This is a genomic window from Streptomyces sp. NPDC013455, assembly GCF_040632975.1.
Taxonomy (GTDB): Bacteria; Actinomycetota; Actinomycetes; order Streptomycetales; family Streptomycetaceae; genus Streptomyces.
Genome location: NZ_JBEYCX010000004.1, coordinates 106,013 through 132,353 on the forward strand (window position 1 = coordinate 106,013; position 26,341 = coordinate 132,353).

General features: G+C 74.1%; 24 protein-coding genes. 9 read left to right on the forward strand and 15 right to left on the reverse strand.

Annotated elements, in window-relative coordinates; all coding sequences use genetic code 11:
* On the reverse strand, nt 1-441 hold the full coding sequence (locus tag ABZ576_RS09100; RefSeq protein ID WP_360738388.1) for a flavin reductase family protein: 441 nt from the start codon (nt 439-441) through the stop codon (nt 1-3).
* A gap of 223 nt (nt 442-664) precedes the next feature.
* Nucleotides 665-1,507 (reverse strand): hypothetical protein, encoded by an 843-nt coding sequence (locus tag ABZ576_RS09105; protein ID WP_360737816.1) that lies wholly within the window; start codon nt 1,505-1,507, stop codon nt 665-667.
* 395 nt (nt 1,508-1,902) lie between these two features.
* Here ABZ576_RS09105 and ABZ576_RS09110 point away from each other — a divergent pair, with 395 nt between their 5' ends.
* The 3 genes from ABZ576_RS09110 (at nt 1,903) to ABZ576_RS09120 (ending at nt 6,345) form a co-directional block, all read left to right on the forward strand.
* Nucleotides 1,903-2,676 (forward strand): TetR family transcriptional regulator, encoded by a 774-nt coding sequence (locus tag ABZ576_RS09110; protein WP_360737818.1) that lies wholly within the window; start codon nt 1,903-1,905, stop codon nt 2,674-2,676.
* A 200-nt stretch (nt 2,677-2,876) separates the two neighbouring features.
* Nucleotides 2,877-3,293 carry a zinc ribbon domain-containing protein gene (locus ABZ576_RS09115; protein ID WP_360737820.1) on the forward strand — a complete coding sequence of 139 codons (417 nt, stop codon included), beginning with the start codon at nt 2,877-2,879 and terminating at the stop codon, nt 3,291-3,293.
* 283 nt (nt 3,294-3,576) lie between these two features.
* Entirely contained in the window at nt 3,577-6,345 is a 2,769-nt protein-coding gene (locus tag ABZ576_RS09120) for a hypothetical protein (RefSeq protein WP_360737822.1), read from the forward strand.
* A gap of 21 nt (nt 6,346-6,366) precedes the next feature.
* On the opposite strand, the gene ABZ576_RS09125 is transcribed toward ABZ576_RS09120, so the two are convergent.
* A complete protein-coding gene (locus ABZ576_RS09125; RefSeq protein ID WP_360737824.1) occupies nt 6,367-6,753 on the reverse strand; it encodes a PPOX class F420-dependent oxidoreductase in 387 nt (128 codons plus the stop codon).
* A gap of 119 nt (nt 6,754-6,872) precedes the next feature.
* On the reverse strand, nt 6,873-8,051 hold the full coding sequence (locus tag ABZ576_RS09130) for an aminotransferase class I/II-fold pyridoxal phosphate-dependent enzyme (RefSeq protein ID WP_360737826.1): 1,179 nt from the start codon (nt 8,049-8,051) through the stop codon (nt 6,873-6,875).
* Nucleotides 8,052-8,402: 351 nt separating this feature from the next.
* Between ABZ576_RS09130 and ABZ576_RS09135 the strand changes: the two genes are divergently transcribed.
* Entirely contained in the window at nt 8,403-9,233 is an 831-nt protein-coding gene (locus ABZ576_RS09135) for an SAM-dependent methyltransferase (RefSeq protein WP_360737827.1), read from the forward strand.
* Between the two features lie 122 nt (nt 9,234-9,355).
* On the forward strand, nt 9,356-10,729 hold the full coding sequence (locus tag ABZ576_RS09140) for a S1 family peptidase (RefSeq protein ID WP_360737829.1): 1,374 nt from the start codon (nt 9,356-9,358) through the stop codon (nt 10,727-10,729).
* A gap of 82 nt (nt 10,730-10,811) precedes the next feature.
* Here the strand turns inward: ABZ576_RS09140 and ABZ576_RS09145 are convergent, their stop codons facing one another.
* The 3 genes from ABZ576_RS09145 to ABZ576_RS09155 all read right to left on the reverse strand — a co-directional run bounded on the left by ABZ576_RS09145 (nt 10,812) and on the right by ABZ576_RS09155 (nt 13,403).
* Nucleotides 10,812-10,997: a hypothetical protein gene (locus tag ABZ576_RS09145; protein WP_360737831.1), complete on the reverse strand. Its 186-nt coding sequence runs from the start codon at nt 10,995-10,997 to the stop codon at nt 10,812-10,814.
* Nucleotides 10,998-11,172: 175 nt separating this feature from the next.
* Nucleotides 11,173-11,868 carry a L,D-transpeptidase gene (locus ABZ576_RS09150; RefSeq protein WP_360737833.1) on the reverse strand — a complete coding sequence of 232 codons (696 nt, stop codon included), beginning with the start codon at nt 11,866-11,868 and terminating at the stop codon, nt 11,173-11,175.
* 146 nt (nt 11,869-12,014) lie between these two features.
* Nucleotides 12,015-13,403: a PLP-dependent aminotransferase family protein gene (locus ABZ576_RS09155; protein WP_360737835.1), complete on the reverse strand. Its 1,389-nt coding sequence runs from the start codon at nt 13,401-13,403 to the stop codon at nt 12,015-12,017.
* Nucleotides 13,404-13,478: 75 nt separating this feature from the next.
* Between ABZ576_RS09155 and ABZ576_RS09160 the strand changes: the two genes are divergently transcribed.
* Entirely contained in the window at nt 13,479-14,912 is a 1,434-nt protein-coding gene (locus ABZ576_RS09160) for an aminotransferase class I/II-fold pyridoxal phosphate-dependent enzyme (protein WP_360737838.1), read from the forward strand.
* A gap of 90 nt (nt 14,913-15,002) precedes the next feature.
* Here the strand turns inward: ABZ576_RS09160 and ABZ576_RS09165 are convergent, their stop codons facing one another.
* The 4 genes from ABZ576_RS09165 to ABZ576_RS09180 form a co-directional block, all read right to left on the reverse strand.
* Nucleotides 15,003-15,917 carry an SDR family oxidoreductase gene (locus ABZ576_RS09165; protein WP_360737840.1) on the reverse strand — a complete coding sequence of 305 codons (915 nt, stop codon included), beginning with the start codon at nt 15,915-15,917 and terminating at the stop codon, nt 15,003-15,005.
* 80 nt (nt 15,918-15,997) lie between these two features.
* Nucleotides 15,998-16,627: an MBL fold metallo-hydrolase gene (locus tag ABZ576_RS09170; protein ID WP_360737842.1), complete on the reverse strand. Its 630-nt coding sequence runs from the start codon at nt 16,625-16,627 to the stop codon at nt 15,998-16,000.
* Nucleotides 16,627-17,715 carry an S-(hydroxymethyl)mycothiol dehydrogenase gene (locus tag ABZ576_RS09175; protein WP_360737844.1) on the reverse strand — a complete coding sequence of 363 codons (1,089 nt, stop codon included), beginning with the start codon at nt 17,713-17,715 and terminating at the stop codon, nt 16,627-16,629. Before ABZ576_RS09175 ends, ABZ576_RS09170 begins: the two co-directional genes overlap by 1 nt.
* A gap of 398 nt (nt 17,716-18,113) precedes the next feature.
* Nucleotides 18,114-18,416, reverse strand: coding sequence for a hypothetical protein (locus ABZ576_RS09180; protein ID WP_360737847.1), 303 nt, complete (start codon nt 18,414-18,416; stop codon nt 18,114-18,116).
* Between the two features lie 171 nt (nt 18,417-18,587).
* Here ABZ576_RS09180 and ABZ576_RS09185 point away from each other — a divergent pair, with 171 nt between their 5' ends.
* Nucleotides 18,588-18,950: a nuclear transport factor 2 family protein gene (locus tag ABZ576_RS09185; protein WP_360737849.1), complete on the forward strand. Its 363-nt coding sequence runs from the start codon at nt 18,588-18,590 to the stop codon at nt 18,948-18,950.
* A 171-nt stretch (nt 18,951-19,121) separates the two neighbouring features.
* Here the strand turns inward: ABZ576_RS09185 and ABZ576_RS09190 are convergent, their stop codons facing one another.
* Nucleotides 19,122-20,147, reverse strand: a complete 1,026-nt coding sequence (locus tag ABZ576_RS09190; protein WP_360737851.1) for an alcohol dehydrogenase — start codon at nt 20,145-20,147, stop codon at nt 19,122-19,124.
* Nucleotides 20,148-20,293: 146 nt separating this feature from the next.
* On the reverse strand, nt 20,294-20,956 hold the full coding sequence (locus ABZ576_RS09195) for a TetR/AcrR family transcriptional regulator (protein WP_360737853.1): 663 nt from the start codon (nt 20,954-20,956) through the stop codon (nt 20,294-20,296).
* 189 nt (nt 20,957-21,145) lie between these two features.
* On the opposite strand from ABZ576_RS09195, the gene ABZ576_RS09200 reads away from it, so the two are divergent.
* A complete protein-coding gene (locus ABZ576_RS09200) occupies nt 21,146-22,399 on the forward strand; it encodes a YncE family protein (RefSeq protein ID WP_360737855.1) in 1,254 nt (417 codons plus the stop codon).
* A 142-nt stretch (nt 22,400-22,541) separates the two neighbouring features.
* Here ABZ576_RS09200 and ABZ576_RS09205 read toward each other — a convergent pair whose 3' ends face one another.
* Nucleotides 22,542-24,599, reverse strand: a complete 2,058-nt coding sequence (locus tag ABZ576_RS09205; protein WP_360737857.1) for a translation factor GTPase family protein — start codon at nt 24,597-24,599, stop codon at nt 22,542-22,544.
* 184 nt (nt 24,600-24,783) lie between these two features.
* On the opposite strand from ABZ576_RS09205, the gene ABZ576_RS09210 reads away from it, so the two are divergent.
* Nucleotides 24,784-25,608, forward strand: a complete 825-nt coding sequence (locus ABZ576_RS09210; RefSeq protein ID WP_360737858.1) for an XdhC family protein — start codon at nt 24,784-24,786, stop codon at nt 25,606-25,608.
* A gap of 140 nt (nt 25,609-25,748) precedes the next feature.
* Here the strand turns inward: ABZ576_RS09210 and ABZ576_RS09215 are convergent, their stop codons facing one another.
* A complete protein-coding gene (locus ABZ576_RS09215) occupies nt 25,749-26,339 on the reverse strand; it encodes a GNAT family N-acetyltransferase (protein WP_360737860.1) in 591 nt (196 codons plus the stop codon).
* Nucleotides 26,340-26,341 lie beyond the last annotated feature (2 nt).

A 26,341-nucleotide genomic window follows, 5' to 3' on the forward strand; every position in this document is an offset into this window, starting at 1 on the left:
TCAGTCGACGGGGTGGCCGGCCTCGATGGCGGTGGCGTCGGGGAGCCTGAGCAGCGGTCCGTCGCGCCCCGGCCCCCACTCGACGAGGTCGAGCACGAAGCCGACGTGGTCGCCGCCGTCGATACGGTGCAGGACGGTGCCGACGCACCAGGCCGCCGTGTCCGCCAGGACGGCGGTGCCGCCGTGGCCCTCCCACCAGTCGAGCGGCGCGAACTTGTCGACCTCGTCCCCCGTCTCGCCGCCGAAGTGCTCGGCCAGGCCACGCTGGTCGCGGGTGAGCAGATGGACGGCGAGGCACCGCGCGTTCCGGGCGACCCGGTAGGTGCGGTTGGCCTTGGACAGCCACACGGCGAACCGGGGCGGCTGGATGGAGCATTGCGAGGCGAAGCCCACCAGACAGCCGGCGCGTTCACCGCCCGCCACGGCGGTGACCACGCACATGTCGGGTTCCAGCCGGCCGAAGAAGCCGTCCGGGCCGGTCTCCGGTCCGCCCGTGCCCGCGGTGTCCCGGGTGCCGCTCACATCCGTCATGCCGTACCGCCTCCCGTCCGACGCGCCGGCCGGCCCCTGTTCCGCCGGTCCGTGTCCAGCGGATACCCCTCCCCACGCCTTCCCATGAACGATCGAAGCCGTCAACCCGGCCCCGCCGCCGGGCGTCCGGGCGTCAGGCCGGGTCGAGCACTCCCTGCGCGAACCGGTTCAGGGACGCCGTGAACGCGGCGACGAAGGCGTCCCTGTCCTCCTCCGGCAGCGCGTCCAGGGACAGGTAGGGGTTCAGGTCCTCCAGCTCGACCAGCAGCAGGGTGCCGTCGAGGTCACGGCAGGCGTCGACGCGCTGGATGCCGTACCCGAGGTCGTTCCAGTCGATGAACCGGCGGGCGAACTCCAGGTCCGCTGCGGTCGCCTGGTACGGCTTGAGCTCCCAGCGGCGCTGCGGGTCGGGGGCGTACAGGGCGTACTGGAAGTCGTCGTCCACGAAGTAGAAGGACACCTCGTGCAGGAAGTCGACGCGGGGCTGGATCAGGACGTCGCCGGCGGCGTGCTCGGCGAGCCGGCTCTCGGGGACGACGCGCAGGCCGAGGGAGTCCGCGCCGAGCTTGGGCTTGACCACGTACCGCGGGGCGGCCGGCAGCAGGTGGAGGTCCTCGGCGCGGTCGACGGTCGGGATGACGGGGAAGCCGGCGGCGGTCAGGTCGAGCAGGTACTGCTTGCCGGCCATGTCCGCCTTCCCGGTGAGCGGGTTGTAGACCCGGGTCCCGGCGGCGAGCGCCCGGGCACGGAAGGCTTCGTAGGCGCGCTGGTAGCCGAGGACGGGACCGCTGTTGCGGACGACGACCGCGTCGAAGCCGTCCATCAGGGCCTCGGCGTCCAGCGGATGGCACAGGGCCAGGTCGAAGTGGGCGCGCAGCCGGGAGGTGAGGTGGATGTCCTCGTCGCAGTAGCGGCGCCCGCGGGCCTGGTACGCCAGGTCGGTGACGTAGAGCAGGCGGGGGCGGGCGACGGGCATGGAGGGCTCCTCGGGGTGGCGGGACTGCTCACCGGGGTCCGGCGCCCGGCGACGGTGGAGAAAGGTTACGTCGCAGGGTACGGGCGTCTCCGGCCACCCCCGGCCCACTCCTTCCGCCACAGGCCGGTCCACTCCTTCCGCCACAAGCCGTCCGCTTCTTCCGCCACAAGCCGTCCGCTCCTTCCGCCACAGCCCGTCCGCTCCTTCCGCCACAGCCCGTCCGCTCCTTCCGCCACAGGCCGGCGCTAGCGGCCGGCCGCCGGCCGCCTCGGCCGCGGTGACGCGGGCGGACGATGGTGCGACCCAGTGGCCCCGGTAGCACTCAGTTCCCCCGAAAGCGGGCTCACGCTGCACTGAGTGTCACTCATCCGGTCCCGGATGCTACGTTCCCGTCCATGAGCTCCAGCAGCGCGGTGCCGACCGCGAAGCCGCCGATCCGGGACGCCCTGGTGGCGGCGGCCTTCCAGCTCTTCCTGGAACGCGGGTACGAACAGACCACCGTGGACGACATCGTGGCCCTGGCCGGTGTCGGCCGGCGTTCCTTCTTCCGTTACTTCCCCTCGAAGGAGGACGTGGTCTTCCCGGACCACGAGCGCTGCCTGACCGACATGACCGCCTTCCTGGCGGCCGGCGGCCCGGAGCACGAGCCGGTGCGGCGGGTGTGCGACGCGGCCCGGCTGGTGCTCCGCATGTACGCGGAGAACCCGACCTTCTCCGTGCAGCGGTACCGCCTCACCCGGCAGGTGCCGGGCCTGCGGGCGTACGAGCTGTCGGTGGTGTGGCGCTACGAGCGCGCGCTCGCCGAGTACCTGCGCGCGCGGTTCGCGGGGCGGCCCGACGGGACGCTGCGCGCCGACGTGATCGCGGCCGCGGTCGTCGCCGCGCACAACAACGCCCTGCGTTCCTGGCTGCGCTCGGCAGGCGAGGGCGACGCGGGTACGGCGGTGGACCGCGCGCTGGAATACGTGCAGCGGACGTTCGCCCGGCCGTCGGACACCCCGGCGGCGTCCCGGCCCCGCGACACCCCTGCGGCGCCCGCCTGGGCCGGTCCGGCCGGCGCCGCCGTGGAGGCGGAGTGTCCGCAGGACGTGGTGGTGCTGGTGTCCCGCCGGGACGCCCCGCTGTGGCGGATGGTGCAGGAACTGGAGACGGCGCTCGACCGCGGCTGACCCCGGCACCCCTCCCGCCCACGGCCGGCCAGGAGAGACGGCGGTCCGGCAGTGTACAAATCTGGGGTACGGAGTGCCTTTACGAGTGACACTCAGTGCCATATCCTGTCGCCGTGCACGGTGGCACGGCAACCGTGCTCATGCGTGCGCGGCCAGCGCCGGGCACGCGGAATTCCGGCCGAGCGCAGGGAGTTGACAGCGTGTACCACCACTCAGCAAGCGCCTCGCATTCGGCGGCCGGTTCCGCGGCGGGTGTCCTGGACCCTGCCGCCGCGGACTCCAAGGACGCCATCCTCTTCCAGCGCTGCACCTGGTGCGGCACGGCGATGTACCACCGCCTGCTGTGTCCGGTGTGCCAGGGCAGCGAGCTGCGCACGGAGCGCAGCGAGGGCGTGGGCACGGTCCGCCACTCCACGGTGGTGCACCGCAACACTCCGGCCGCGCGCAACGTCTCCCTGATCGAGATGGCCGAGGGCTTCGTCGTCCGGGGCCGGGTCATGGGCCCGCCGGTCGGGATCCACAGCGGCGACCGGGTCCGGCTGTCCACCGCCAAGGACCCGGTGCGCGGGGAGCCGGTCTTCCAGCTGGTCGACGAGCCGTACCGCGCCTGGACCTGACGGCCGCAGCCCTCCCCCGGCCCCGGCCGCACCCGCACCCGCACCCGCACCCGCACCCGCACCCGCACCCGCACCCGCACCGGTCAACGACCGCCGCGAGTACGCGGCTTCCCGCCCCTTCGGGTCGGAGCGTCCCGGGCGCGGTCCTTCCTCCTCCTCACCCCCGGGTGTGATCCACCACCTCCTCCGCACAGGCAACCCACAGCCTCCGCTTTCCATCCTCCGGGAGCGAGGGGCGCCCGGAGAGGCCGGGACGTCCGATCTCGGGGTCCGAGGAGGAACTGTGGTCCGTGCCCGGCACATATGGGCGGCCGCAGCCGCGTTGCTCGCGGTGGCGGGAACATCCCCGGGGGTGGCGGTCGCCCACTCCCAACCGCTCGGAGGGCAAGGGGGGTGGGCGGCCGGTGACGACCTGCCGCTGCCACCGGGATGGCGGCTGACCGGCGGGGGCCCGGCTCCGCAGCTGGTGTGGCGGTCGGGCCGGGCGGTGCCGATGGGCGACGCCCGCGTCGAATTCCACGCCGCGGGACGGCTGTTGGGCGTGCCGCGGCCGGACGCGGACGGGCGCGGCTTCCGGTTGCCGCTCGACGGACGGCGGGCGGCGGACCTGCGCGGGCTGGAAGTCTGGTCCGGCGGACGTCGGTTGGACGCGCGGGAGAGCGGCGGCGGCGCCGTGTCGGCGGCCCGGTTGCCGGCCGCGCTGCCGGCGAACGGCGTGGACCCGGGCAAGCCGGGCGCGTACCGCACCAAGACGGGTGAGTACGGGCTGAAGTCGGTGCGGCTGCCGGGCTTCTCGGCGCCGGTGGAGATGCGCGCGGTGGTGGTCGCGCCGGTCGGCGCGTCCGGCAAGCGGCCCGTCGCCCTGTTCCTGCACGGCCGTCACTACACCTGCTACAAGGGGCGCGACGACATCTCCGGCGCCTGGCCGTGCCCGGCCGGCACCAAGCCGGTGCCCAGTCACCGCGGTTATCTGCGGGACCAGAAGCTGCTGGCCTCGCAGGGCTACCTGACCGTGTCCGTCTCGGCCAACGGCATCAACGGGCAGGACTTCGCGGCGGAGGACGGCGGCGCGCAGGCGCGGTCCTCGCTGGTGCGGCAGCACCTGGCCCGGTGGGCCGATTGGGCCGAGCACCCGGAGAAGGCGCCGAAGGCGGTCCGCGAGGCGCCGCGGGCCGATCTGTCCCGGGTGCTGCTCGTCGGGCACTCGCGCGGCGGTGAGGGGGTCAACCGGGCCGCGCTGGACAGCATCACTCCGCCGCCCGCCGACCAGGACGGCTACCGGGGGCCGGTGCGCTGGCGGGTCCGCGGCACGGTCCTCATCGGTCCCACCGTCTTCGGTCAGAACCCGGTGCCGGACGTGCCGTCGGTGAGCATCCTGCCGGGCTGTGACGGTGACGTCTCCGACCTCCAGGGCCAGGTGTACGTCGACGGGACCCGCGGGGTCGGCAACGGCAGCGCGCTGCACAGCGCGGTGTACGTGATCGGCGCCAACCACAACTTCTTCAACTCGGAGTGGACGCCGGGCCAGGCGGCCGCGCCGGCCGACGACGACTTCTCCGACGACCCGGAGCACCACGACCCGGTGTGCGCCAAGCGGGCCGCGACCCGGCTGACCGCCGACCAGCAGCACCGGGCCGGTTCGACCTACATCGCGGCGGCGGCGCGGCTGTTCCTCGCCGGTGACGACCGGGTGCGGCCGCTGCTCGACGGCTCCGGCCGGCGGGCGCCGTCGGCGGACCCGGCGCGGGTGCTGAGCCACGCGGTGGGTGCCCGCCGGGGCGGCGGTTTCCTGCCGGACGGCGGGGTGACGGTGACCGGCGGCAGGCTGTGCGCCGCGGTGGACCCGCGACCGGCCACGGCGTGCCTGGGCACGGGGGCGAAGGGGGCGTCGCCGCACTTCGCGCAGTGGGAGACCGACCGGGAGGCCGGCCGGCACGCGATCGCGCTGCACTGGACGCGCGCCGGTGCGCCGGCGCGGGTGAGCACCCGGCAGCCGGTGTCGCTGTCCGGGTCCACGGCGCTGGCGCTGCGGGTGATCGTGCCGCCGAACTCGCGGGGCACGCAGCTGGACGTGTCCCTCACGGACTCCTCCGGCCGGAAGGCGAAGCTCGGCCGGGTACGGGTGGACGGGCTGCCCGGCAGTGCGCGGACGGCCTCCTACTGGGCGCAGGAGGTCCGGGTGCCGCTGACGGCGGCCACCCGCGCCGGGCTGGCCCTGGGGTCGGTGGCGTCCCTGGAGCTGACGCCGCGTTCGGCCTCGGGGCGGGCCTGGCTGATGGACGCGTGGGGCTGGCGGTCCGGGACGCCGGCGGTGCGGACGGACGCCCTGCCGCGTGTGGACGTCGGCCGGACGACGGTGGACGAGGGTGACTCGGGCGTGCGCACCTACCGGGTGCCGGTGCGGGTCACCGGCCAGGGCGGCAGCGGTCAGGTCCGGGTGTACGTCCTGGACCCGGTCACCGGCAAGGCCAGGGACCGACTGGTCACGGTGCGTCCGGGCGGTCAGGACATCGACGTACCGGTCGAGGTGAAGGGCAACACGCGCTACGGCACCGATGTGTCGTACGACGTCCTGGTCAAGGCGGTCCGCGGCGCGGTCGTCGGCTCCTACCGGGGCGGCGTCACCGTCCACGACGACGACCCGGCGCCGAAGATGACCGTCACCCCCGTCGCCGGCGAGGTGACCGAGGGGCAGTCGCTGAAGTGGCGGGTGTCGCTGTCGGAGGCGGTGGACGTGGACATGAGTGCGCTGTTCGGCATCGCGCGGGCGACCGCGCCGGAGCTGTCGACGAAGGACGTCCCGGCGCGCTGGCTGCGGGAGACGACCGGGGAGAAGCCCGATCCCGAGCGTGCGCTGTCGAAGGTGGGCGGGCTCTACCTGTGGGCGGACATCCCCGCGGGCCGTACCAGCGTCGACTTCACCGTGCCCACGGTCGAGGACCGGGTCCGGGAGGGGACGGAGTCGGTGCGGTTCCGGCAGATCGACCTGGAGACCGGGGAGCCGAAGGCCGGTGGCCTGGAGCTGACCGGGTCGGTGCGGAACGCGTCGTAGGACACCGGTTACGGGTGGCCCTCAGCGGCCGAGGGTCACCCGGATGCCGACCGTGCCGTCCAGGCCGCGCCGGAGCCTGCTGCCCAGGAGGGTGAGGCGGCCGACGATGCCGTACTTGCGGGCGATCAGGCCGCGGTAGCGGGCGGTGGTGTCCGCGTCGGTGATCTCGGCGGTGGCCGGCAGCTGGTCGCCCGTGGGGTTGCCGCGCACGTCGCAGGGGCCGACGAGGACGTCGGGACGGCGCCGGATCCGCTTGACCTTCCAGCTGTCGGCGGCCGTCCACACGCCGAGGGTGCCGCCGTCGCGGACCACCCAGACCGGGGTGGCGACGGGGGTGCCGTTCTTGCGGTAACTGGTCACCAGCAGGTACTTGCCGGAGCCGAGCCGGTTCAGCCGCGTGTCGTCCATGTGGGCAGTCTAGGATCCGGGCCGCTCGCCGGTGGCGCCGAAGTCCGGCCCGGCACGGGCGGGCGCGCCCGCTCGCGTCCGGCCTCCGTGCGGGCGGGCGGTGCCCGGTGTCCGTGCGGTCAGGTGACGGCGGCCGCCATCCGCCGTACCGCCTCGGTGAGGATCTCGGGCGACGTCGCCAGGTTCAGGCGGGCGTGACCCGCGCCGCCGGTGCCGAAGAGCGGCCCGGAGCTGAGGGCGACCCGGCCGCGGTCGAGGAAGACGCGGGCCGGGTCGTCACCGAGGCCGAGGTCGCGGCAGTCCAGCCAGGCGAGGTAGGTGGCCTCGGCGGGGTGCGGGCGGACGCCGGGCAGTCGCTCGGCGAGCAGGCGGGCGAGCAGGCGCCGGTTGCGCTCCAGGCCGGTCAGCAGGGCGTCGAGCCAGCCGGTCGCCTCCCGCAGGGCGGCGGTGTGCGCGATGACGCCGAGGTGGCTGGGGCCGTGGCTCACCTCCTCGGGCAGCCGGGCCAGGTCGGCGGCGGCAGCGGGCCCGGCCAGGGCCAGCGCGGCCTTGAGGCCCGCCAGGTTCCAGCCCTTGGAGGCCGACATCAGGGACAGGCCGCGCTCGGCGCCGGGCACGCTCAGGTAGGGCACGAAGGGCACGCCGGGGGTGACGAGCGGGGCGTGGATCTCGTCGGCGACGACCCGGACGCCATACCGTTCGGCGAGGTCCGCGACGGTCGCGAGTTCGGCGGCGGTGTGCACGGTGCCGGTGGGGTTGTGCGGGCTGCACAGCAGGTGGGCGGCCCGGCCGCCGCGCGCGGTCGCCTCCCGGAACGCCTCCTCCAGGGCGCCGGGGTCGAGGCGCAGTCCGGCGCCGAGCGGCACTTCGACCACGCGTCGGTCCGCGTGCGCCAGGAACGGGAAGAACGGCGGGTACACCGGCGGGTTGACGATCACCGGGTCGCCGGGGCCGGTGACCAGTTTGAGCATCTCGACCACGCCGAGCATCACGTCCGGAACGATCGCGGTCCGCTCCGGGGCGATCCCGTGCCAGTTCCAGCGCGCGGCGGCGAAACCGGCGAGCGCCTCGGCGTAGGCGGTGCCGGCGGGGTAGCCGGTGTCGCCGAGGGCGAGCGCCTCCGTGACGGCGTGGACGACGGGTTCGGCGAGGGGGACGTCCATCTCGGCCACCCACAGGGGCAGCACGTCCGCGGGGTAGGTGCGCCATTTCATGCTCGTACGACGTCGCAGCCGCGGCAGGTCGAGCGCGCGCAGCGGATCCGGTGGGCCGGGTGTGCCGTGCGGGATGCTGGTCATGGGGCTCAAGATAGGGGGCCGCGGGGTGAGCCGGAACGGGTCGTGGGCCGGGCGGGTGTACGGGGGCGCCGGGGCGCGGACCGGGAGCTGACGGTGTTTCCGCGGGCGTACGGCGCTGGGGAGTCGGTGCGGGGGCGGCGCGTGCGGCCGGGTCCGGCCGGCCGCGGCCTCGGATGACCGGGGCCGGGCGACGGAGATCGACGCGGGCGTCTAGATTGCGTCGTGCACGGTGCGTCCCGGCTTCCGTCGCGCACGGTGCATCTCTGTTCGTCCCGCACGGTGCGTCTGTGTTCGCCCCGCACGGTGCATCCCTCCGTCCGGCACATATCAGGTATTCAGGAGCTGACCCACGTGACCGACAACCCGGCAGCCACCAACGACGTGGCCGTGTCGCTGCGCGCCCGTATCAACACCGGCCAGCCGCACACCGCCCGGATCTGGAACTACTGGCTGGGCGGCAAGGACAACTACGAGGTCGACCGCGCGGCCGGGGACCAGATCCGGCAACTGCACCCGGGCATCGGGGAGTACGCGCGCGCCGACCGCCTCTTCCTGGGCCGTGCCGTGCGCCACCTGGTCGAGGAGGTGGGGATCCGGCAGTTCCTGGACATCGGCACCGGGCTGCCCACCGCCGACAACACGCACGAGGTGGCGCAGCGGTTCGCGCCGGAGTCCCGGATCGTGTACGTCGACAACGACCCGCTCGTCCTCGCGCACGCGCGTGCCCTGCTGACCAGCACGCCGGAGGGCCGTACGGACTACCTGGACGAGGACCTGCGCAACGTCGACGCGATCCTCGAACACGCGGCGAAGACGCTGGACTTCAGTGAGCCGGTGGCGCTGATGCTGCTCGGCGTGGTCATCTTCATCGGCGACGACGAGGACCCGTACGGTCTGGTACGGCGGTTGACGGACCGGCTGCCGGCGGGCAGCCACCTGGTGCTGTCGCACACGGTCACCAGCCCGTCGATGCCGGACGTGGACGAGGCGGTGAAGTTCTGGAACGAGCACGGCACTCCGAAGCTCACGCAGCGCACGCCCGAGGACGTGGCCCGCTTCTTCGACGGGCTGGAGCTGCTGGAGCCGGGTGTGGTCTCGTGCTCGCGCTGGCGGCCGGAGCACGACCACGGGGCCGAGCCGGAGGAGGTCGCGATGTTCGGCGGGGTGGCCCGCAAGAGCTGACCGCCGCCGCGGTGAACGCCGCCGTCCCGGGCGCCGTATGGAGGGGCGGGCCCTCGACGGTTCGGGGGCCGCGCGGTGCCGGTGGCCGGCAGCGCGTTTCGGTTCGGCTTCGGGAGCCACGCATGCGGCACGCACGACGACGGGTCGTCCGGCGAGTGACACGGCTGGCGGCGGTCGGCGGACTCCTCCTGGGCGGCACGATGGTCGCCCAGGCGGCCATGGCGGACGAGACTCCGCGGGCCTCCGCCGGACCGCTCGCCGCCGGCGGCGCCGGGGGCCCGGGTGCCGCCGTGGTGGCGCGGCTCGGCCCGGCCCGGACGGCGGGCAGCTGGATCGGCGCCGACGGGAAGCCGGTCGTGGCGGTGACGGACGAGGCGGCGGCACGGGCGGTGCGGCGGACCGGTGCCACGGCGAAGGTCGTGCGGCACAGCATGGACGAGCTCAGGTCGGCCACCGCCACGCTGGGTTCGGCGCCGCGGGTGCCGGGAACGGCGTGGGCGGTGGACTACCGGACCAACCGGGTCGTGGTGCGGGCCGACCGCACGGTGTCGTCCGGCGACTGGTCCCGGCTGACCGGGGTCGCCGCGCGGATCGGCGGGTTCGTGCACATGGAGCGTACGAAGGGCGCCTTCACGACGCGGCTGAACGGGGCCCTGCCGATGCTGTCGACGGGTGGCCGCTGTTCGGCGGGGTTCAACGTCACCGACGGGCGGTCCGACTTCATCCTGACCGCCGGTCACTGCGGGCCCGCCGGTTCCGTCTGGTTCTCCGACACCCGGGGGGACCGGCAGCTGGGCTCGACCGTGAACAGTGCGTTCCCCGGCAGTGACTTCTCGCTCGTGCAGTACGCCGGCGGCAAGGCCGGTGCGGGCGCCGACGTGGTCGCGGTCGGTGGCGGCAAGGGGGTGCGGATCACCGGGGCCGCCGATCCGGCGGTGGGGCAGCGGGTGTTCCGCAGCGGCAGCACCAGCGGTCTGCGCGACGGCCAGGTCACCGCGCTGAACGCGACCGTCAACTACCCGGAGGGCACGGTCACCGGGCTCGTCGAGACGACCGTGTGTGCCGAACCGGGCGACAGCGGGGGCCCGCTGTTCTCCGAGGGGGTCGCGCTCGGCGTCACCTCGGGCGGCAACGGCGACTGCACGACGGGCGGGACGACGTTCTTCCAGCCGGTGACCAAGGCGCTGTCGACGCTCGGGGTCCGGCTGATCGTGTCGGGTCAGGACGCGGGCGGCGTCCCGGCCTCGCCGGCGCCGTCGGCCACCGCCCCGCAGGGCGGGATGGCGCCCAGCGCCGCTTCGCCGGGTTTCACGGCGCCGGTCACGGGCGGCGGGGAGGACGACACGTTGCTGGCGCGGCTGACGGACACCCGGAACGTCGGGCCGGGGCTGCTGGTTGTCGCGGGCAGTCTGATCGCGCTGGTGGCGACCCGCTACATCCGTGCCGAACAGGACCGGAAGGCGTATCAGCGGTACTACTCGGCGACCTGGGGCTGAGCAGCCCGGGGGCGACGACGAGAAGGGCACCCGTGCGGTCACGGGTGCCCCGAGTGGTTCTCTGCGGTCTCGCGCGGGTCGGTCAGGCCGCCCGGTGCGGCTGCGGGGTCGCGGCGGCCCACTCCATCACGAGGCGCTGGTACTCCGCGCGCTGCTCGGTGGTCAGTGTCCCGCCCGACCGGCGCCACAGGGCCCGGATCTCCTCGTTGACCTCCGCGGCCGATCGCTCGGAGGCGGCTGCAACAGTGGTGGACATGCTGTGAAGCATATGCCGCCGGAGGTGAAGGCGCTGTGAGTAAGTACGAACGATTCGGACATTACGGACCGTGTTGCTCATCACGTCAATATGTCGACTCGAACCGGGAGTTCGCTGGTCGGCAGCGCCCTCCCGGTGACCCCTCCGATGGCCCTCCCGAGGCCCGGCCGGCCGGGCCGGGCGGGGTTCAGGTGCCCGGCTTGCGCCCGTAGACGAAGACGTCGTCGCCCGTCTTCAGCAGCGACCAGTACTTCTTGGCGTCCTTGGTGGTCATGTTCACGCAGCCGTGCGAGCCCGGCGGGTTCCACATGCTCAGACCCACCGAGTGGAACGCCTGACCGCCGTCGAAGAACTGGGAGTAGGGCATCGGCACGTCGTAGATGGTCGAGACGTGGTCGATGTCCCGCCAGTAGATCTTCTTCAGGCCGGTACGGGTCTCGTAGCCGTCGCGGCCGGTGCGCACCGGCACCGGACCGTAGACCAGCTTGCCGCCGTCCTGGATCCAGCTGAGCTGGAGCGTGAGGTTCACGCAGGCGATCCGGCCCTTGTTCACCGGGCACTTGCCGTCCTTGTTCGGCTTGTTCCCGACGGCCTTCTGCCTGTTCATGAGGTCCATCACACCCCAGGTGACCGGCCCGGCGTAGCCGATGGCGGGAGTGATGCCGTGCTTGTTCTGGAATGCCCGGATGGCCGTGCAGTCGGCGGCGGACTGCTTGCCGTCCACCGGCCGGCCCAGGAACTTCTCCACCTGCTTCTGGTACGGCCCGGTCCGCGTGGTGCAGCTCGCGGCCTGGGCCGGCGCCGCGGTGAAGGCGAGCGCGAGCGGCGCCACCAGTCCCGTGACGCCCAGCGCGATGACACCTCGTCGGCGTATGTCCCCCATGGTGAGTTCCACCCCTTCTCCCCTTTTTCCCCAGGGCCTCCCCCGGGCGCTCCCCTGCGCGATTCCCGCGGCTTGCGACTACTAGACCCCCTCGGCGGGACGATGGTTGTCGTTCCGGTCAGGCTGTGACGAAACGGTGAACTTCGTCACCGCACGGCGCACTCCCGCAGCAGGCCGACGGCGCGGGTCAGCGTCTCGGGGGTCGCCGTGAACGGCAGCCGGAGGTGGTGGGTCAGGGTGGCCCGGTCGGCGGCGAAGTGCGGGCCGGGGGTGACCGCGAGACCCCGGGCGGCGGCCCGCGCCGCGAGGTCGGTGGCGCTCGGGCCGTCGTCGCCCAGGCGCAGCCACAGGGTCAGCCCGCCGGACGGGACGGTGCAGGTCCATCCGGTGCCGGCGAGCAGCCCGGTGAGGTGGTCTCGCTGGGCGCGCAGCCGGGCACGGCGGTCGTCGAGCAGGGCGGGGAGGGGCTCGCCGAGCAGTTCGGCGGCGATGAGCTGTTCCAGGGGCGGCGGCGCGAGCTGGGCCTGGAGCGGGTTGCGGCACAGCCGCCGTACGAGGTCCGCGGTGGCCCGGATCCAGCCGACCCGCAGGCCGGTCCACAGGGTCTTGCTGGCGGAGCCGATCTGGATCACCCGCGCCCCGGCGAGGTGCGGCTCGCCGCCGGGCGGGGTGCGCAGGTCCAGGTCGCGCATGGTCTCGTCGGCGATCAGGGTCAGGTCGTGCCGGTCGGCGAGGGCGGCCAGGGCCCGGCGGGCCGGTGCGTCCATGTGCGCGCCGGTCGGGTTGTGGAAGTCGGGGACCAGGTAGGCGAGCCGGGGGCGGTGCCGGCGTACGGCGGCGGCGAGGTGGTCGGTGTCCCAGCCGACCCGGGGGGAGACGGCGACCGGCAGCAGACGGGCCCGGCGGGCGCGCAGGACGGCGAGGGCGCCGGGGTAGGCGGGGTTCTCCACCACCACCGGTGCCCTGCGGTCGGTGTGCAGGTGGTCCAGGAGCAGGGTGAGGGCGGCCTGCGCGCCCGCGGTGACCAGGATCTGCTCGGGGCGGGTGGCGAGGCCGGCCCGGGTGTAGCGGTCCGCCAGCAGCTCGCGCAGCCGGGGCAGGCCGGCCGTGGCGACACCCGAGTCCACGAGCAGGGGGGCGCTGCGCTCGGCGGCCCGGGCGACGGCGGCGCGGTAGGCCTCGTGGGGCGCGGCGGTCACCGCGAGGGTGAGGTCCAGGTCGGCGTCGGGGGCGCCGCCCCGGTCCAGGGACCAGGGGGTGGTGCGCTCGGTGAGGCGGGCGGGCAGGCGTACGGCGCTGCCGCTGCCGTGCCGGGTGTGCAGCCAGCCGTCGGCGCGGAGCACGTCGAGTGCGGCGACCACGGTCCCGCGGCTGAGGTGCAGGGTGCGGGCCAGTTCCCGTTCGGAGGGCAGCCGGGTGCCGGCCGGGATCCGGCCGTCGACCACGGCGTCGCGTACCGCGGCCGCCAGGGTGCGGGCGAGGGGGCCGGAGCGGGTGCGCCAGTCGCCGAGCGCGGCGACGAATCCAGTGTCCACCGGTCCAGTGTCCCTGGTCCAGTTGCCGTGAAGTGGACCAGGTGTGGGTGGCAGCTCCGGTCTACGCTGCGGCGCATGCACCGTACCCTCGCCGACGATCTCTCCCGGCTCCCCGAACTGCTCCAGTCCGCCCGTGACGTCGCCGCCTGGGAGGTGGCGGGGCTGGCCGAGCGGCCGGTCGCCGCGTCCGGTCCGATGCCCGGGCGGGCCCCGCTCCCGGCCGACGGCGTCGGCGGCGACGGCGCCCTCGCGCGGTTCACCGAGCGATGGGCGCCGGGCTTCTCCGGCTCCGCCGGCCCGCGCTACCTCGGCTTCGTCACCGGTGGCGCGACGCCCGCGTCCGTCGCCGGTGACTGGCTGACGTCCGCATTCGACCAGAACCTGTCCGGTGCGGGCGGCTCCTGGGCGCAGGAGCTTGAGCGGGAGACGGTGGCCTGGCTGCGGGAGCTGTTCGGGCTGAGCGAGGCGCACAGCGGGGCGTTCGTGACGGGCGCGACCATGTCGAACACGGTCGGTCTGGCGATCGGCCGGGAGTGGGTCGGCGAGCGGCTGGGCGTGGACGTCTCCCGGGCGGGTGCCGCCGCGCTGGGCCCGGTCGACGTGCTCTCCGGCAGCCCGCACTCCAGCATCACGAAGGCGATGTCCATGCTGGGCATCGGCCGGAACCGGCTGCGCCGCGTGCCGCTGCTGCCCGGGAACCGCGAGGCCGTGGACGTCGCCGCGCTGGAGACGGCGCTCGCCGGGGCGGAGGGCCGGCCGGTGATCGTCGTGGCGAACGCGGGCACCGTGAACACCGTCGACTTCGACGACCTGCGGGCGATCGCCGCGCTGAAGGAACGGTACGACTTCTGGCTGCACGTGGACGCCGCGTTCGGCGGCTTCGCCGCGCTGTCGCCCGGGTACGCCGCGCTGGTCGACGGTCTCGACGCGGCCGACTCGGTCTGCGTGGACCTGCACAAGTGGCTGAACGTCCCCTATGACGCGGCCATCCAGTTCACCCGGCGCCGCGACCTCCAGGTGGCGGTGTTCCACAACGCCTCGCCGTATCTCGGCCTGCCCGTCGGGGAGCCGGACTTCCTGCACCTGACCCCGGAGAACTCGCGGCGGCTGCGCGCCCTGCCGGCCTGGTTCTCGCTGGCGGCGTACGGGCGGGACGGGCACCGGGAGATCGTGGAGCGCAACGTCGCCCTGGCCCGCCGGCTCGGCGAGGGTGTCGACGCGCTGCCGGGGCTGCGGCTGCTGGCTCCGGTCCGGTTCAACGTGGTCTGCTTCACGCTCGCCGCGGACCCCTCGCAGGAGCGGGTGGACGCGCTGGCCGGGGCGGTCGCCGCGTCCGGGGAGGCGTACCTGACGCCGACGGTGTACGGCGGGGTGCCCGGGCTGCGGGCGGCGTTCAGCAACTGGCGCACCACCGAGGCCGACACCGACCGGGTGCTGAAGGTGCTGGCGGCGGCCTCGGACGACATGGCGGCAACGGCGCCGAAGGTGCCGGCGGCGGCCTCGGTCTGACGGGCCGGGAGGAGCGCCGCACGGCCGCCTCGGTCCTGGAGGCCGTTGCCGGAGCCGACGCCGTCGACGGCCCCGCGTCCGGAGACGGCGTCACCGGTAGCCGGTGACGTCCGCCGGTCTGCCCGCGTCCTGCACCTCGACCAGGTACCGCCAGGCGTCCGGCCGGCTGCCGTCGAGGTCGGTGAAGCCGTACTCCCGCGCGAGGCCGCCGCTGGAGAGCGACTGCCCGTTGAACCGGGCCACGTCGGGGTCGGCGGCCAGGGCGGCGACGGCGCGGCCGGTGAAGCGCGGGGTCTCGGAGATGGCGAAGTGCGGTTCCCGCCGCAGGGCGTCCCGCCAGTCGTCCTCGCGGACCCCGTACGCCTCCAGCATGATCTCCGAGCGCATCCAGCCGGGGGTCAGGGCCACGGCCGTCGCCCCGCGCGGGCCGAGTTCGTGGCCGAGGGCGAAGGCCATGCGCAGGACGGACGCCTTGGCGAGGTCGTAGAAGAAGTTCACGCGATAGGTGTCGCGGTTGTACTCGGCGGTGCCGTCGGTGACCTCCACGACCAGGCCGCCGGGCCGGCGGAGCAGGAGCGGCAGGGCGTAGTGGCTGGTGATGGCGTGCGTCTCCACCGCGAGGCGCAGGAGCCGCAGCCCGCGGTCCAGGTCGTGCTCCCAGAGGGGGGTGTCCCACTCGAAGAGCTTCTCGCCGCCCCAGATGTCGTTGACGAGGACGTCGAGGCGGCCCTGTTCGTCGGCGATGCGGTCCACCAGGTCCCGTACGGCGGCCCGGTCCAGGTGGTCCGCCGGTACGGCGATGCCCCGGCCGCCGGCCGCGGTGACGAGGTCGGCGGTGTCCTCGATGGTCTCGGGGCGGTCGTACTCGGAGCGGCGGGCACGGGTGCTGCGGCCGGTGACGTAGACGGTGGCGCCGGCCGCGCCGAGTTCGACGGCGATCCCGCGGCCGGCGCCCCGGGTCGCCCCGGCGACCAGTGCGACCTTGTCTGCGAGCGGTCCGGGCATGTCCTGACTCCCCTGTGGTGTGCGTGCTGTCGTGCTCCACTGTGACCGGGAAGCCGGACATCTCCTGTCCGCTTTTCCGCTCAGTGGCCGCGGGCGATCCACTCCTCCAGATGGGGTGCCTCGGCGCCGATGGTGGTGGCGTCCCCGTGGCCGGTGAGGACCCTGGTCTCCGGTGGCAGGGTCAGCAGGCGGTCGCGGATGGAGTCGATGATGGTCGGGAAGTGGGAGAAGGAGCGTCCGGTGGCGCCGGGCCCGCCCTGGAAGAGGGTGTCGCCGGTGAAGACGGTGCCGAGACCGGGGTCGTACAGGCAGACGGCGCCCGGGGCGTGCCCGGGGGTGTGCAGGACGGTCAGGTCGGCGCCGGCGGCCTCGATCACCTGGCCGTCGAGGAGATGGCGGTCGGGTTCGCGGTGGGGGTGGGTCTGCCGCCACAGCGGCAGGTCCTCGGGGTGCAGCCAGATGGTGGCGCCGGTACGCGCGGCGACTTCCGGTGCCGCGTCGATGTGGTCGTTGTGGGCGTGCGTGCACACGATGGCGGCGAGGCGCCGGTCGCCGACGGCACGGACGATGGCGTCGGCGTCGTGGGCGGCGTCGACGACGATCACCTCCCGCTCGTCGCCGACGATCCACACGTTGTTCTCGACGTCCCAGGTGCCGCCGTCGAGGGTGAACTGGCCGGAGGTGACGAGGCGTTCGATGCGTACGGTCATCAGAGCACCACCACCGAGCGCAGCACGTCCCCGTGGTGCATCCGCTCGAACGCCTGCTCCACCTGGTCCAGTTGGACGGTCTCGGTGACGAAGGCGTCCAGCGGCAGGCGGCCCTGCAGGTGGAGGTCGATCAGCATGGGGAAGTCGCGGCTGGGCAGACAGTCGCCGTACCAGGAGGACTTCAGGGCGCCGCCGCGGCCGAAGACGTCCAGCAGGGGCAGTTCGAGCTTCATCTCGGGCGTGGGGACGCCGACGAGGACGACGGTGCCGGCGAGGTCGCGGGCGTAGAAGGCCTGTCGGTACGTCTCCGGGCGGCCGACGGCCTCGACGACGACGTCGGCGCCGAACCCGCCGGTCAGCTCGCGGATCGCGGTGACCGGGTCGGTGCCCTGGGAGTTGACGGTGTGGGTGGCGCCGAGCGTGCGGGCCGTCTCCAGTTTGCGGTCGTCGATGTCCACGGCGATGATCCGGGCCGCGCCGGCCAGCCGGGACCCGGCGATGGCGGCGCCGCCGACGCCGCCGCAGCCGATGACGGCGACCGAGTCACCGCGGCCGACACCCCCGGTGTTGATCGCGGCACCGATGCCGGCCATCACCCCGCAGCCCAGCAGACCGGCGACCGCCGGGGAGACGGCCGGGTCGACCTTGGTGCACTGGCCGGCCGCCACCAGCGTCTTCTCAGCGAAGGCGCCGATGCCCAGGGCCGGGGAGAGCTCCTGCCCGGTGGCGGCGAGCGTCATCTTCTGCCGCGCGTTGTGCGTGTCGAAGCAGTACCAGGGCCGGCCGCGCAGACAGGCCCGGCACTGGCCGCACACCGCGCGCCAGTTGAGGACGACGAAGTCGCCGGGAGCGACGTCGGTGACACCGTCGCCGACCGACTCCACGACACCGGCGGCCTCGTGGCCGAGCAGGAAGGGGAAGTCGTCCGAGATACCGCCCTGCTTGTAGTGGAGATCGGTGTGACAGACCCCGCAGGCCTGGACGCGTACGACGGCCTCGCCGGGTCCCGGGTCCGGCACCACGATCGTCTCGACCCGTACGGGTTCGTCCTTCCCCGGTGCGATCACGCCGCGTACTTCCTGCGCCATGGTCCGTCCCTTCCTTCGGTTGCCTTCGCCGCCGACCCTACGCGCGATCCGATCGGTGGCGGGACGGGCCACGAGGGTGATCGTGGATCTTTCCGCCACGCTTCCGCCGCACGGAGACCCGACCGGAAGAGGCCGTTCGATGGTGGTCACCCCGCGAGTCCCGGCGGGCGCCCGGGGTCTCCGCCCGCACAGGGCCGGAGTTCCGGGTGACGGCCGGCCGGCCGCGGTGCGCGGACGCGGTCGGCGGACGCACCGTGAGGGACTTGGCAGATGGCTGGAACCGGGCCCCGGAGACCGCCCGCGCCGAACCCCAGGGGCACGGACGGGAGCTGCACCCCGGGGCACACGGACGGGCGGGCCGTCCCGGCTGGGACGGCCCGCCCGGCGGGAGAGCCCGGTCAGTGGATGCCGGACGCCAGTCCGAGCACGGGTGCCGCGGGAGCGAGGACCTGCTCCAGCTGGTTCAGCTGGTTGAGCTCGCGCAGGTGTTTGAGCTCCTGCAGCTGTTGGCTGACCCGCGGGACGCGGTCCCGCTGCGGTGCCGGGATGTTGCCGGCGGTGAGCGAGTCCAGCGTGCTCAGCGCGCCGAGCCTGCCGACGAGCGGTGCGCCGGTGTCCGCCGCGTTCGCCTGCGGTCCGGCGAGCCCGGCGATCCCGGCGGCCAGACCGACGGCGGCGGCGATACGTCGTGTTGAGATCATGCCCTCAGCAACGGGCCGGGGCCCCGGCCGGACACGGGTGGCGGGCCGCGCTCACCCGTGAGGCGGAGGGGCCGGCTGCGCTTGCCGAGGCCGCCGGGGCGGAGGAGTCTCTGAGGTGGGGCCCGTGCGGCCCGCTCCCGGACGGGCCGCGGGCACGCGAAGGAGGTCACCATGGGTACCGCGACGGGGTCTTTCGACACCGAGACACTGCGCCGGGGCATCGAGGGGAACACCGGCAACAACCTGCTGTCGCTCTACGCGGACGACGCGCAGATCCGCATCGTCGACCGCAACAACCAGCCCAGTCACCCCACGGTCCTGCGGGGCCGGGGCCAGATCGCCGAGTTGCTGGACGACATCTACAGCCGCGACATGACGCACAAGCTGGAGCAGTGCGTCGTCCAGGGCGACCACGCCGCCTACAGCGAGGCCTGCGAGTACGAGGACGGCACCCGGGTGCTCGCCGAGTCGATGGTCACCCTGCGGGACGGCAAGATCGCCGATCAGCTCATCGTCCAGGTCTGGGACGAGTAGGACCCGGCCGGGCACACCAGGCACCGGAAGGAGGGTGTCGCGGGTCCGGGCCGCCTGCGGACCGGCCTGGACCGCCCCGCTACGGCGGCCCCCCGGCCCGCTCGGGCACCTGGGCCCGGCCGTGATGCGGGGTCTGGCGGAACGCCCGGCCGCTGGTGCGGACGCCCGGGCTCAGTCGGTGGTCAGGACCATGCGGAAGCGGGCGGCGCCGGAGAGCATCTTGTCGTAGGCCTCGCCGGCCTGGGCCAGCGGCACCGTCTCGGTCATCGGGCGGATCCCGTGCAGGGCGCTGAACGCCATGGTGTCCTCCACGTCCCGCGCGGTGCCCGAGGGGTGGCCCCGGATCACGTTGGCGTTCATCAGGAGCTGCACCGGGCTGATGCCCAGCGGCTCGGGGGACGCGCCGATGACCACCAGTTCCCCGCGCGGCGCCAGACCGCCCGCGGTCGCCGTGATGGCCTCGGCGTCGCCCGCGGTGGCCAGGACCGCCCGGGCCCCGCCGAGGGACCGCAGCGCTTCGGCGACCGGGGTCCCGGAAGTGCTGTCGACGTAGTGGTGGGCGCCCAGCTGTTCGGCGAAGCCGGCCTTCTCGGCGCCGCGGGCGATCGCCACTGTCTCGAAGCCCATCGCCGCCGCGTACTGCACCCCGAGATGGCCGAGGCCCCCGATGCCGAGCACCGCGACCAGATCCCCCGGCCGGGCGGAACTGCGCCGCAGCCCGTTGTACGTGGTGACGCCCGCGCAGGCCATGGGTCCGGCGTCGCTCGCCGCGAGCCCGTCGGGGATGCGGGCCAGGGCGTCGACGGGGGCGATCACCTGCTCGGCGAAGCCGCCGTCGTAGGCCCAGCCGGGGACCTTCAGATTCGGGCAGACGATGAAGTCGCCCTCGCGGCAGGACCGGCAGTGGCCGCAGCTGCCGCCGAACCAGCCGACCGCCACCCGGTCGCCGACCTGCGGGCTCCCGTCCCCGGTGCCCTCGCCGAGCTCGGCGATCCGCCCGGCGATCTCGTGTCCGGGCACCACCGGGAACGTGATGCCCGGCATTCCGGCGGTCACGAAGAAGGCGTCGCTGTGGCAGATCCCGCACGCCTCGACGGCGATGCGCGCCTGACCGGGCCCCGGCCGCGGCACCTCGCGCTCGACGAGCTCGAACGGACCGCCCGCGGCGCTCACCTGCGCGACTCGATAGGTACTCATGGGTCTCTCCGGAGTACGGGTACGACGGTCCCCCGCACCAGCAGACCAGTTCCGGCCCGATCGCGCGCGCCGAACCGGCCGCACCCCCGCCGGCCTGGGCGGCACGGCTCCGCGGCCTCGCCACGGCTGACGGTGGCGGCCTCGGGTCACGCCTCCCGGGGGCGCCAGCCCTCCGGCCGGAGCATGCCGAGCAGCAGCCGGACCAGCTCGTCCACCACGTCGTCCAGTGAGGCGTCCACCCAGCCGGTGGTCCAGTCGTGCAGCAGTCCGTTCACGCTGCCGATGAAGGCGGTGGCCGCGAGTCGGTAGTCGCGCGGCTCCGCCTCCCCGCGGGCCACGGCCGCGTCCGCTTCGGCGCGGATCAGGTCGACCCAGCGAGCCCGGCGGGCGAGGCGCTGCTCCTCCAGCCGGGGGCTGACGCCGACGATCTCCACGAAGGCGATGCGGATGCGCCGCGGGTCGGAGGTGACACCGCGGGCGTAGGCCCGGAAGAGGACGGCGGCGCGCTCGGCCAGCGGCAGGCCCTCCGCGTCGCCGAGCGCGTCCAGGACGGCCTGTTCGGCCCAGCCGTTGACCTGGAGGTGCAGTGCGGCGAGGACGTCCTCCAGGGTGCGGAACTCCTCGTAGAACTGGCGCGTGGACAGACCGGCGGCCTGGCTCAGCGCGGCCACCGTGGTGCCCCGGTATCCGGGTGTGTCGCCGAACAGGCCCAGTGCCGCGTCCAGGAAGCGGCGGCGCCGCTCGGCCTGCCGTTCCTCGGCGGACCGGCCGCCGTAGCGTCCCGTCGGCGCTCTGAGCCTGCCCCCCACGCTTCCCCCTCCGTCACCCCACCGGTCACCCCACCGGTCACCTCACCGGCTCGTCCGCCGGTTCGTCCCGCCGGTCACCCAATCTTGTCGTGCACACATCTTGTCGAGAAGGCCGCCCCTTCCTTACTTTTCAGTAAGTTCACTGTGAAAGCACGTGTGTTCAGATTCCCCCGAGGAAAGAGAGCCGTCATGGCCGCCTCCAGAACCAGGCACCTGTGCTCCGTGGCCGCCGCCCTCGTCCTGACCGCCGCCGCCCCGGCGACCGCCGCCTCCGCGGCCTCGGCCTCCCCCGACGGCCTGCGCGAGGTGCTGTTCGTCGGCAACAACTGGGACGGCACGGCCGATGTCATCCGGTCCTCCGGCGACTATGCGAAGATCGGCCGGATCGACGTCGTCCCCGACAAGGACGCGCGGATGGCGGAGATCAACGCGGACCCGATCAGGTGGATCTACTTCCAGGCGATCCGCAGCAGCGTCGGCGAGGGTCACGACCAGTTCGCCGACGACATGTACTCCACCCCGGACGGCAGGGCGGTGGTGGTGTCCCGGCCGAGTTTCGCGGACGTCGTCTCCATCGACCTGGCCAGCGGGAAGGTCAACTGGCGCTTCGCCGTGTCCGGTTACCGGGCCGACCACATGGCGGTCTCCCCGGACGGCACGAGGGTGGCGGTCTCCGCCTCGACGGCGAACACCGTGCACGTGCTGGACATCGCCACCGGCAAGCAGCTGGGGTCGTTCGCGACCGGCGACAAGCCGCACGAGACCGTCTTCACCAAGGACGGCGCGTACCTCTGGAACATGTCCATCGGGGACGTCAACACCGCCCTGGACACTCCGGGCTGGGACTGGACCAAGGGCGACCGGCGCATCACGGTCGTGGACGCGACGACGTACAAGCAGGTCAAGGTCATCGACATGCGGCAGCGGCTGGACGCCTTCGGTCTGAAGGACTTCTCCGACGCGGTGCGCCCGGCCGTGTTCTCCCCCGACGAGTCCAAACTGTACTTCCAGGTGTCCTTCTTCAACGGCTTCCTGGAGTACGACGTCGCCAGCGACAAGATCACCCGCCTGAAGACCCTGCCGAAGAACCCGGCGACCAGCGAGGACCGCACGACCTGGGTCAACGACTCGCGCCACCACGGGATGTCCGTGAACCCCGGGGGCACCAAGCTGTGCGTCGCGGGAACCATGGACGACTACGCGGCCGTGGTCGACCGGACCTCGCTCCAGGAGGGCCCGCTGGTCCCGGCGTCCAAGCCGTACTGGGCGACGGTCAGCGGGGACGGCAAGGACTGCGTCGTCTCCGAGAGCGGCGCCGACCAGGTGACCGCGATCGACTTCGCCACCGGCCGGAAGGTGGCGTCGGTCCCGGTCGGCGACCACCCGCAGCGCGTCCGGCTGGGGCACGTACCGGCCGACTGGACGGGTCCCGACGGCGGTTGACGGCCGGCGGACCGTGACCTCCGGGGTGCCCCCGCTCACTCCGGAGACCGTGGCCTCCGGGGCGCCCCACTCGCTCCGGAGGCCGCCTCACGACCGGCCCGGTGTGGGCGGGCGGTGCGTACACCGTGCGGCGTCGGTCGGTTCAGCCGTTCGCTCCCGTGCGGCGGGTCACGTTCAGCAGGTACTCCTTGCGGTTGAGCGGGTTGTGGTCGGTGCGCGGCCGTTCCGGGACCGCGCCGCGGGTCACCGGCGCGTAGTGGTCGAACGCCGTCTCCAGCTCGCCCTCTCCCCGGGTCGTCCCGGGCAGCCGCTGCTCCAGCGCGTGCACCCGGGCGGCCGGCACCGTGCCCTCCAGCACACAGGCCGCGGCGTGGGTGCCCGTGGACTCCGGCACCGCGCCGAGCCGGGCCAGCACCGGCAGCAGCGTGCCGAGCGTGTCGGCCGGCGCCTCCAGCCGGAAGCGGTGCACCGGCTCGTGCACCAGGGTGCCGGCCCGGCGCAGCGCGTCGGTCAGGACCAGCGGGGTCAGGCCCCGGAAGTCCTGGCCGGTGCTCGACATGCTCTTGTCGAAGCCCTGGTGGGCGTGGCTCTGCCGGGGCGAGTAGCCGGAGTGGGTCATGGTGACCGTGCAGTCGGTGACCTGCCAGCCGTGCAGCCCCTGGCCGAGCGTCTCGCGGACGGTGTCCTCGACGGCCCTGAAGAAGGCGTACGGCATCGAACCCAGCTCCACCTCCAGCCGGAAGTCCACACCCGCGCCCGGCGGAGCGGGGTCGACGCGCAGGCCGACGGTGGCCAGGAAGGGGTTCTGGTCCTTCTTGTTGAACTCCACGGCGTGCCCGGTGCCGACCGGCCGTTCGACGCACAGGGTCGTCGTCTCCCGGAAGGTGACGTCGAGGCCGTACTCGTCGGCGAGGGTCGCCTGGACGACCTCCTTCTGCACCTCGCCGTAGAGCGACACGGACGTCTCGCCCCGCAGTTCGTCGTGGCGGACGCCGATGAGCGGGTCCTGTTCGGCGAGCTGGGTGAGCGCGAGGTGCAGGGAGCGCCGGTCCGTGCCGGGCCCGGGGACGACGACCGTCTCCAGGGTGGGCGGCGCGAAGTGGTGCCCGTACGCCCGTCCCGGTACTCCCCCGGGTCCGGCCGGCCCCGACCCGGCTTCCTCGGGGCGCGGGGCACCCCCGCCGCCGGGCACATCCCGGATCGCGTCACCGATCCGGATGCCGCCGAGGCCCCACAGCCTGACGATCCGGCCCGCCCCGGCGCTGCCGGCCCGGCTGTCGGCGCCCCGGTCGAAGACGCCGAGCGCGGTGACCCGGCCCTCTTCGCCCGGTCCCCGGCGGCCGTCTCCGAACAGGATCCGGTCGCGGACGCGCAGCGTGCCGGAGAAGAGGCGGGCGTAGGCCACCTTCTCCCCGGCGGGCCCGCGCTCCACCTTGAAGACCGTGCCCGACAGGGGGCCGTCCGGGTCGCCGCCGGCGGCCGGCAGCAGCCGCTCGAAGCCGCCGATCAGCTCGGGCACGCCGGCGCCGGTGATGGCGGAGCCGAAGTACACCGGGTGGACGGACGCGTCCCGGGTCTGGGCGGCCAGGGCGCCGCGCAGCAGGTGGTCGGGGACACCGCCGTCGAGAAAGGCGGCCAGCAGAGCGTCGTCCCGGTCCGCCAGTGTTTCCAGCGCGGCCGGGCCGAGGCCGGGGCGGAACCGGGCGGCGGGCGTGCCGAGAGCGGTGGCCTTGCCCATCGGGACCAGCGGCAGGGCGAGCCGGTGCGCCAGCTGGCGGAGCACGGCCGTGTCCCGGGCGCCGCGCCGGTCGATCTTGTTGACGAAGACCAGGGTGGGGATGCGCAGCCGGCGCAGGGTGCGCATCAGCACGCGGGTCTGCGCCTGGACGCCCTCCACGGCGGAGACGACCAGGACGGCGCCGTCGAGCACGCCGAGCACCCGCTCCACCTCGGCGATGAAGTCCGGGTGACCGGGGGTGTCGATGAGGTTGACGGTGACGCCGTCGAGCGGGAACGACACGACGGCGGACTTGATGGTGATCCCGCGCTGCCGCTCCAGCGCCAGGGTGTCGGTGGTGGTGCTGCCGGCGTCGACGCTGCCGAGGGCGTCGATGACTCCGGCGGTGTGCAGCAGTCGTTCGGTCAGGCTGGTCTTACCCGCGTCGACGTGGGCGAGGATGCCGAGATTGAGCAGGTGCACGAAGCGTCATGTCCTTGGGCGAGGGGGTGAGGGCTACCGGGGTGGACATGGACGCGGCGCGCATCTCGGCTCCTGCTCGTCTCGGGAACTCGACCGGTGCAGTGCAGCAGAAAGGCGCCCACGGCGCCAACGGATTAACGTTCAACGAGAGGCCCGTGGCGGGGGTCGAGCCGAGGAGCGGACGATGCGTGAGATTCTCGCCGTACTGGACCGGTGGTACGCCGCCCGGCTGCCGTTCGGGCTGGCCACGGTCGTCTCGGTCGGCCACAGCGCCCCGCGCGGGCCCGGGGCCGCGCTGGCGGTCGGGCCGGACGGCGAGGTGGTCGGCAGCATGGCCGGGGGGTGTGTCGAGGGCGCGGTGTTCGAGCTGGCCCAGGAGGTGGTGGAGACCGGCACGGCCCGTCTGGAGACGTTCGGCTGCACCGACGACGACGCCTTCGCGTCCGGGCTCACCTGCGGCGGTGAGATCACCGTCCTGGTACGGCTGGTGACGCCGGCCCGGGACCCGGTGTTCGGCGCGATCGACCACGCCGCCGCCGTGGCCCGGCTCGGCGGCTTCCTCGGGTATCGGGTGACCGTGTGCGACGCCCGGCCGGTGTTCGCCACGCCCAGCCGGTTCCCGGAGGGCGTGGAGGTCGTCGTGGACTGGCCGCACCGGTACCTGCGCGGCACGCGTACCGACGAGCGGACGGTGATCTGCGTCCTGACCCACGATCCGAAGTTCGACGTGCCGGTGCTGCGGGAGGCGCTGCGCCGCCCGGCGGCCTACATCGGGGCGATGGGCAGCCGGCGCACCCACGACGACCGGCTGCGCCGCCTCGTCGAGTCCGGCCTCGGCGACGCGGAACTGGCCCGGCTGCGCTCCCCGGTCGGCCTCGACCTCGGCGCCCGTACGCCGGAGGAGGTCGCCGTGTCGGTGGCGGCGGAGATCGTGGCCCTGCGGCGGGGCGGCACCGGGGCACCGCTCAGCAGGACGAGCGGGGCGATCCACCCCCGGGGCGTGGCCTGAGCCCCGGCGCCCTCCGCGCCACCGGAGCGGTCCGCGGCCACGCCCGCGTGCGGGGGCCGGCCGTGGCCGGCGCCGCCGGGGTCACCCGGGCGCCGACCAGGCGCGCGTGACGGTGCCGGCCGTGGCGGCCGCTCCCCGCGTTACTCGGGGTCACCCGCCACCCGCGCGTGCAGGTGCTGGTCGTGCCAGCCGTCGGCGTGCAGCAGGGCGCTGCGCTGCGTGCCCTCGAAGGCGAAGCCCGCCTTCTCCGCCACCCGGCAGGACGCGGGGTTGGCCGTCGAGTGGCACAGGCGGAGACGGTGCAGGCCCAGGTCGGCCAGGGCCCACCGGGCGAGCCGCCGGGTCGCCGCTACGGCCACACCACCGCCGCGCGCCGCGGGCAGCAGCCAGTAGACGATCTCCGCGCCGCCGCCCGCGAGATCGACGTCGTTGAGCCCGATGAGCCCGACGGCCGGGCCGTCCGGCCGCGCCACGGCCCACACCGCGCCGGTCTCGGCCCGCCACCGCTCGTGCATGCGGTCGATCCGGGCGCGGGCGTCGGCGCGGTCGGCCACGGTGAACAGGTTCCACCGCCGGATCGCCGGGTCCTGCCCGGCGGCGACCAGCGCGTCGGCGTCCCCGGGCCGCCAGGGCCGCAGTTCCCGGCCGTCCGGCAGGGCGAGGACGGGCTGCGCGTGATCGGCCATGCGGCCGGCGGGTACGACGTGCGGTATGCCGGTGCCGGAGATCATCC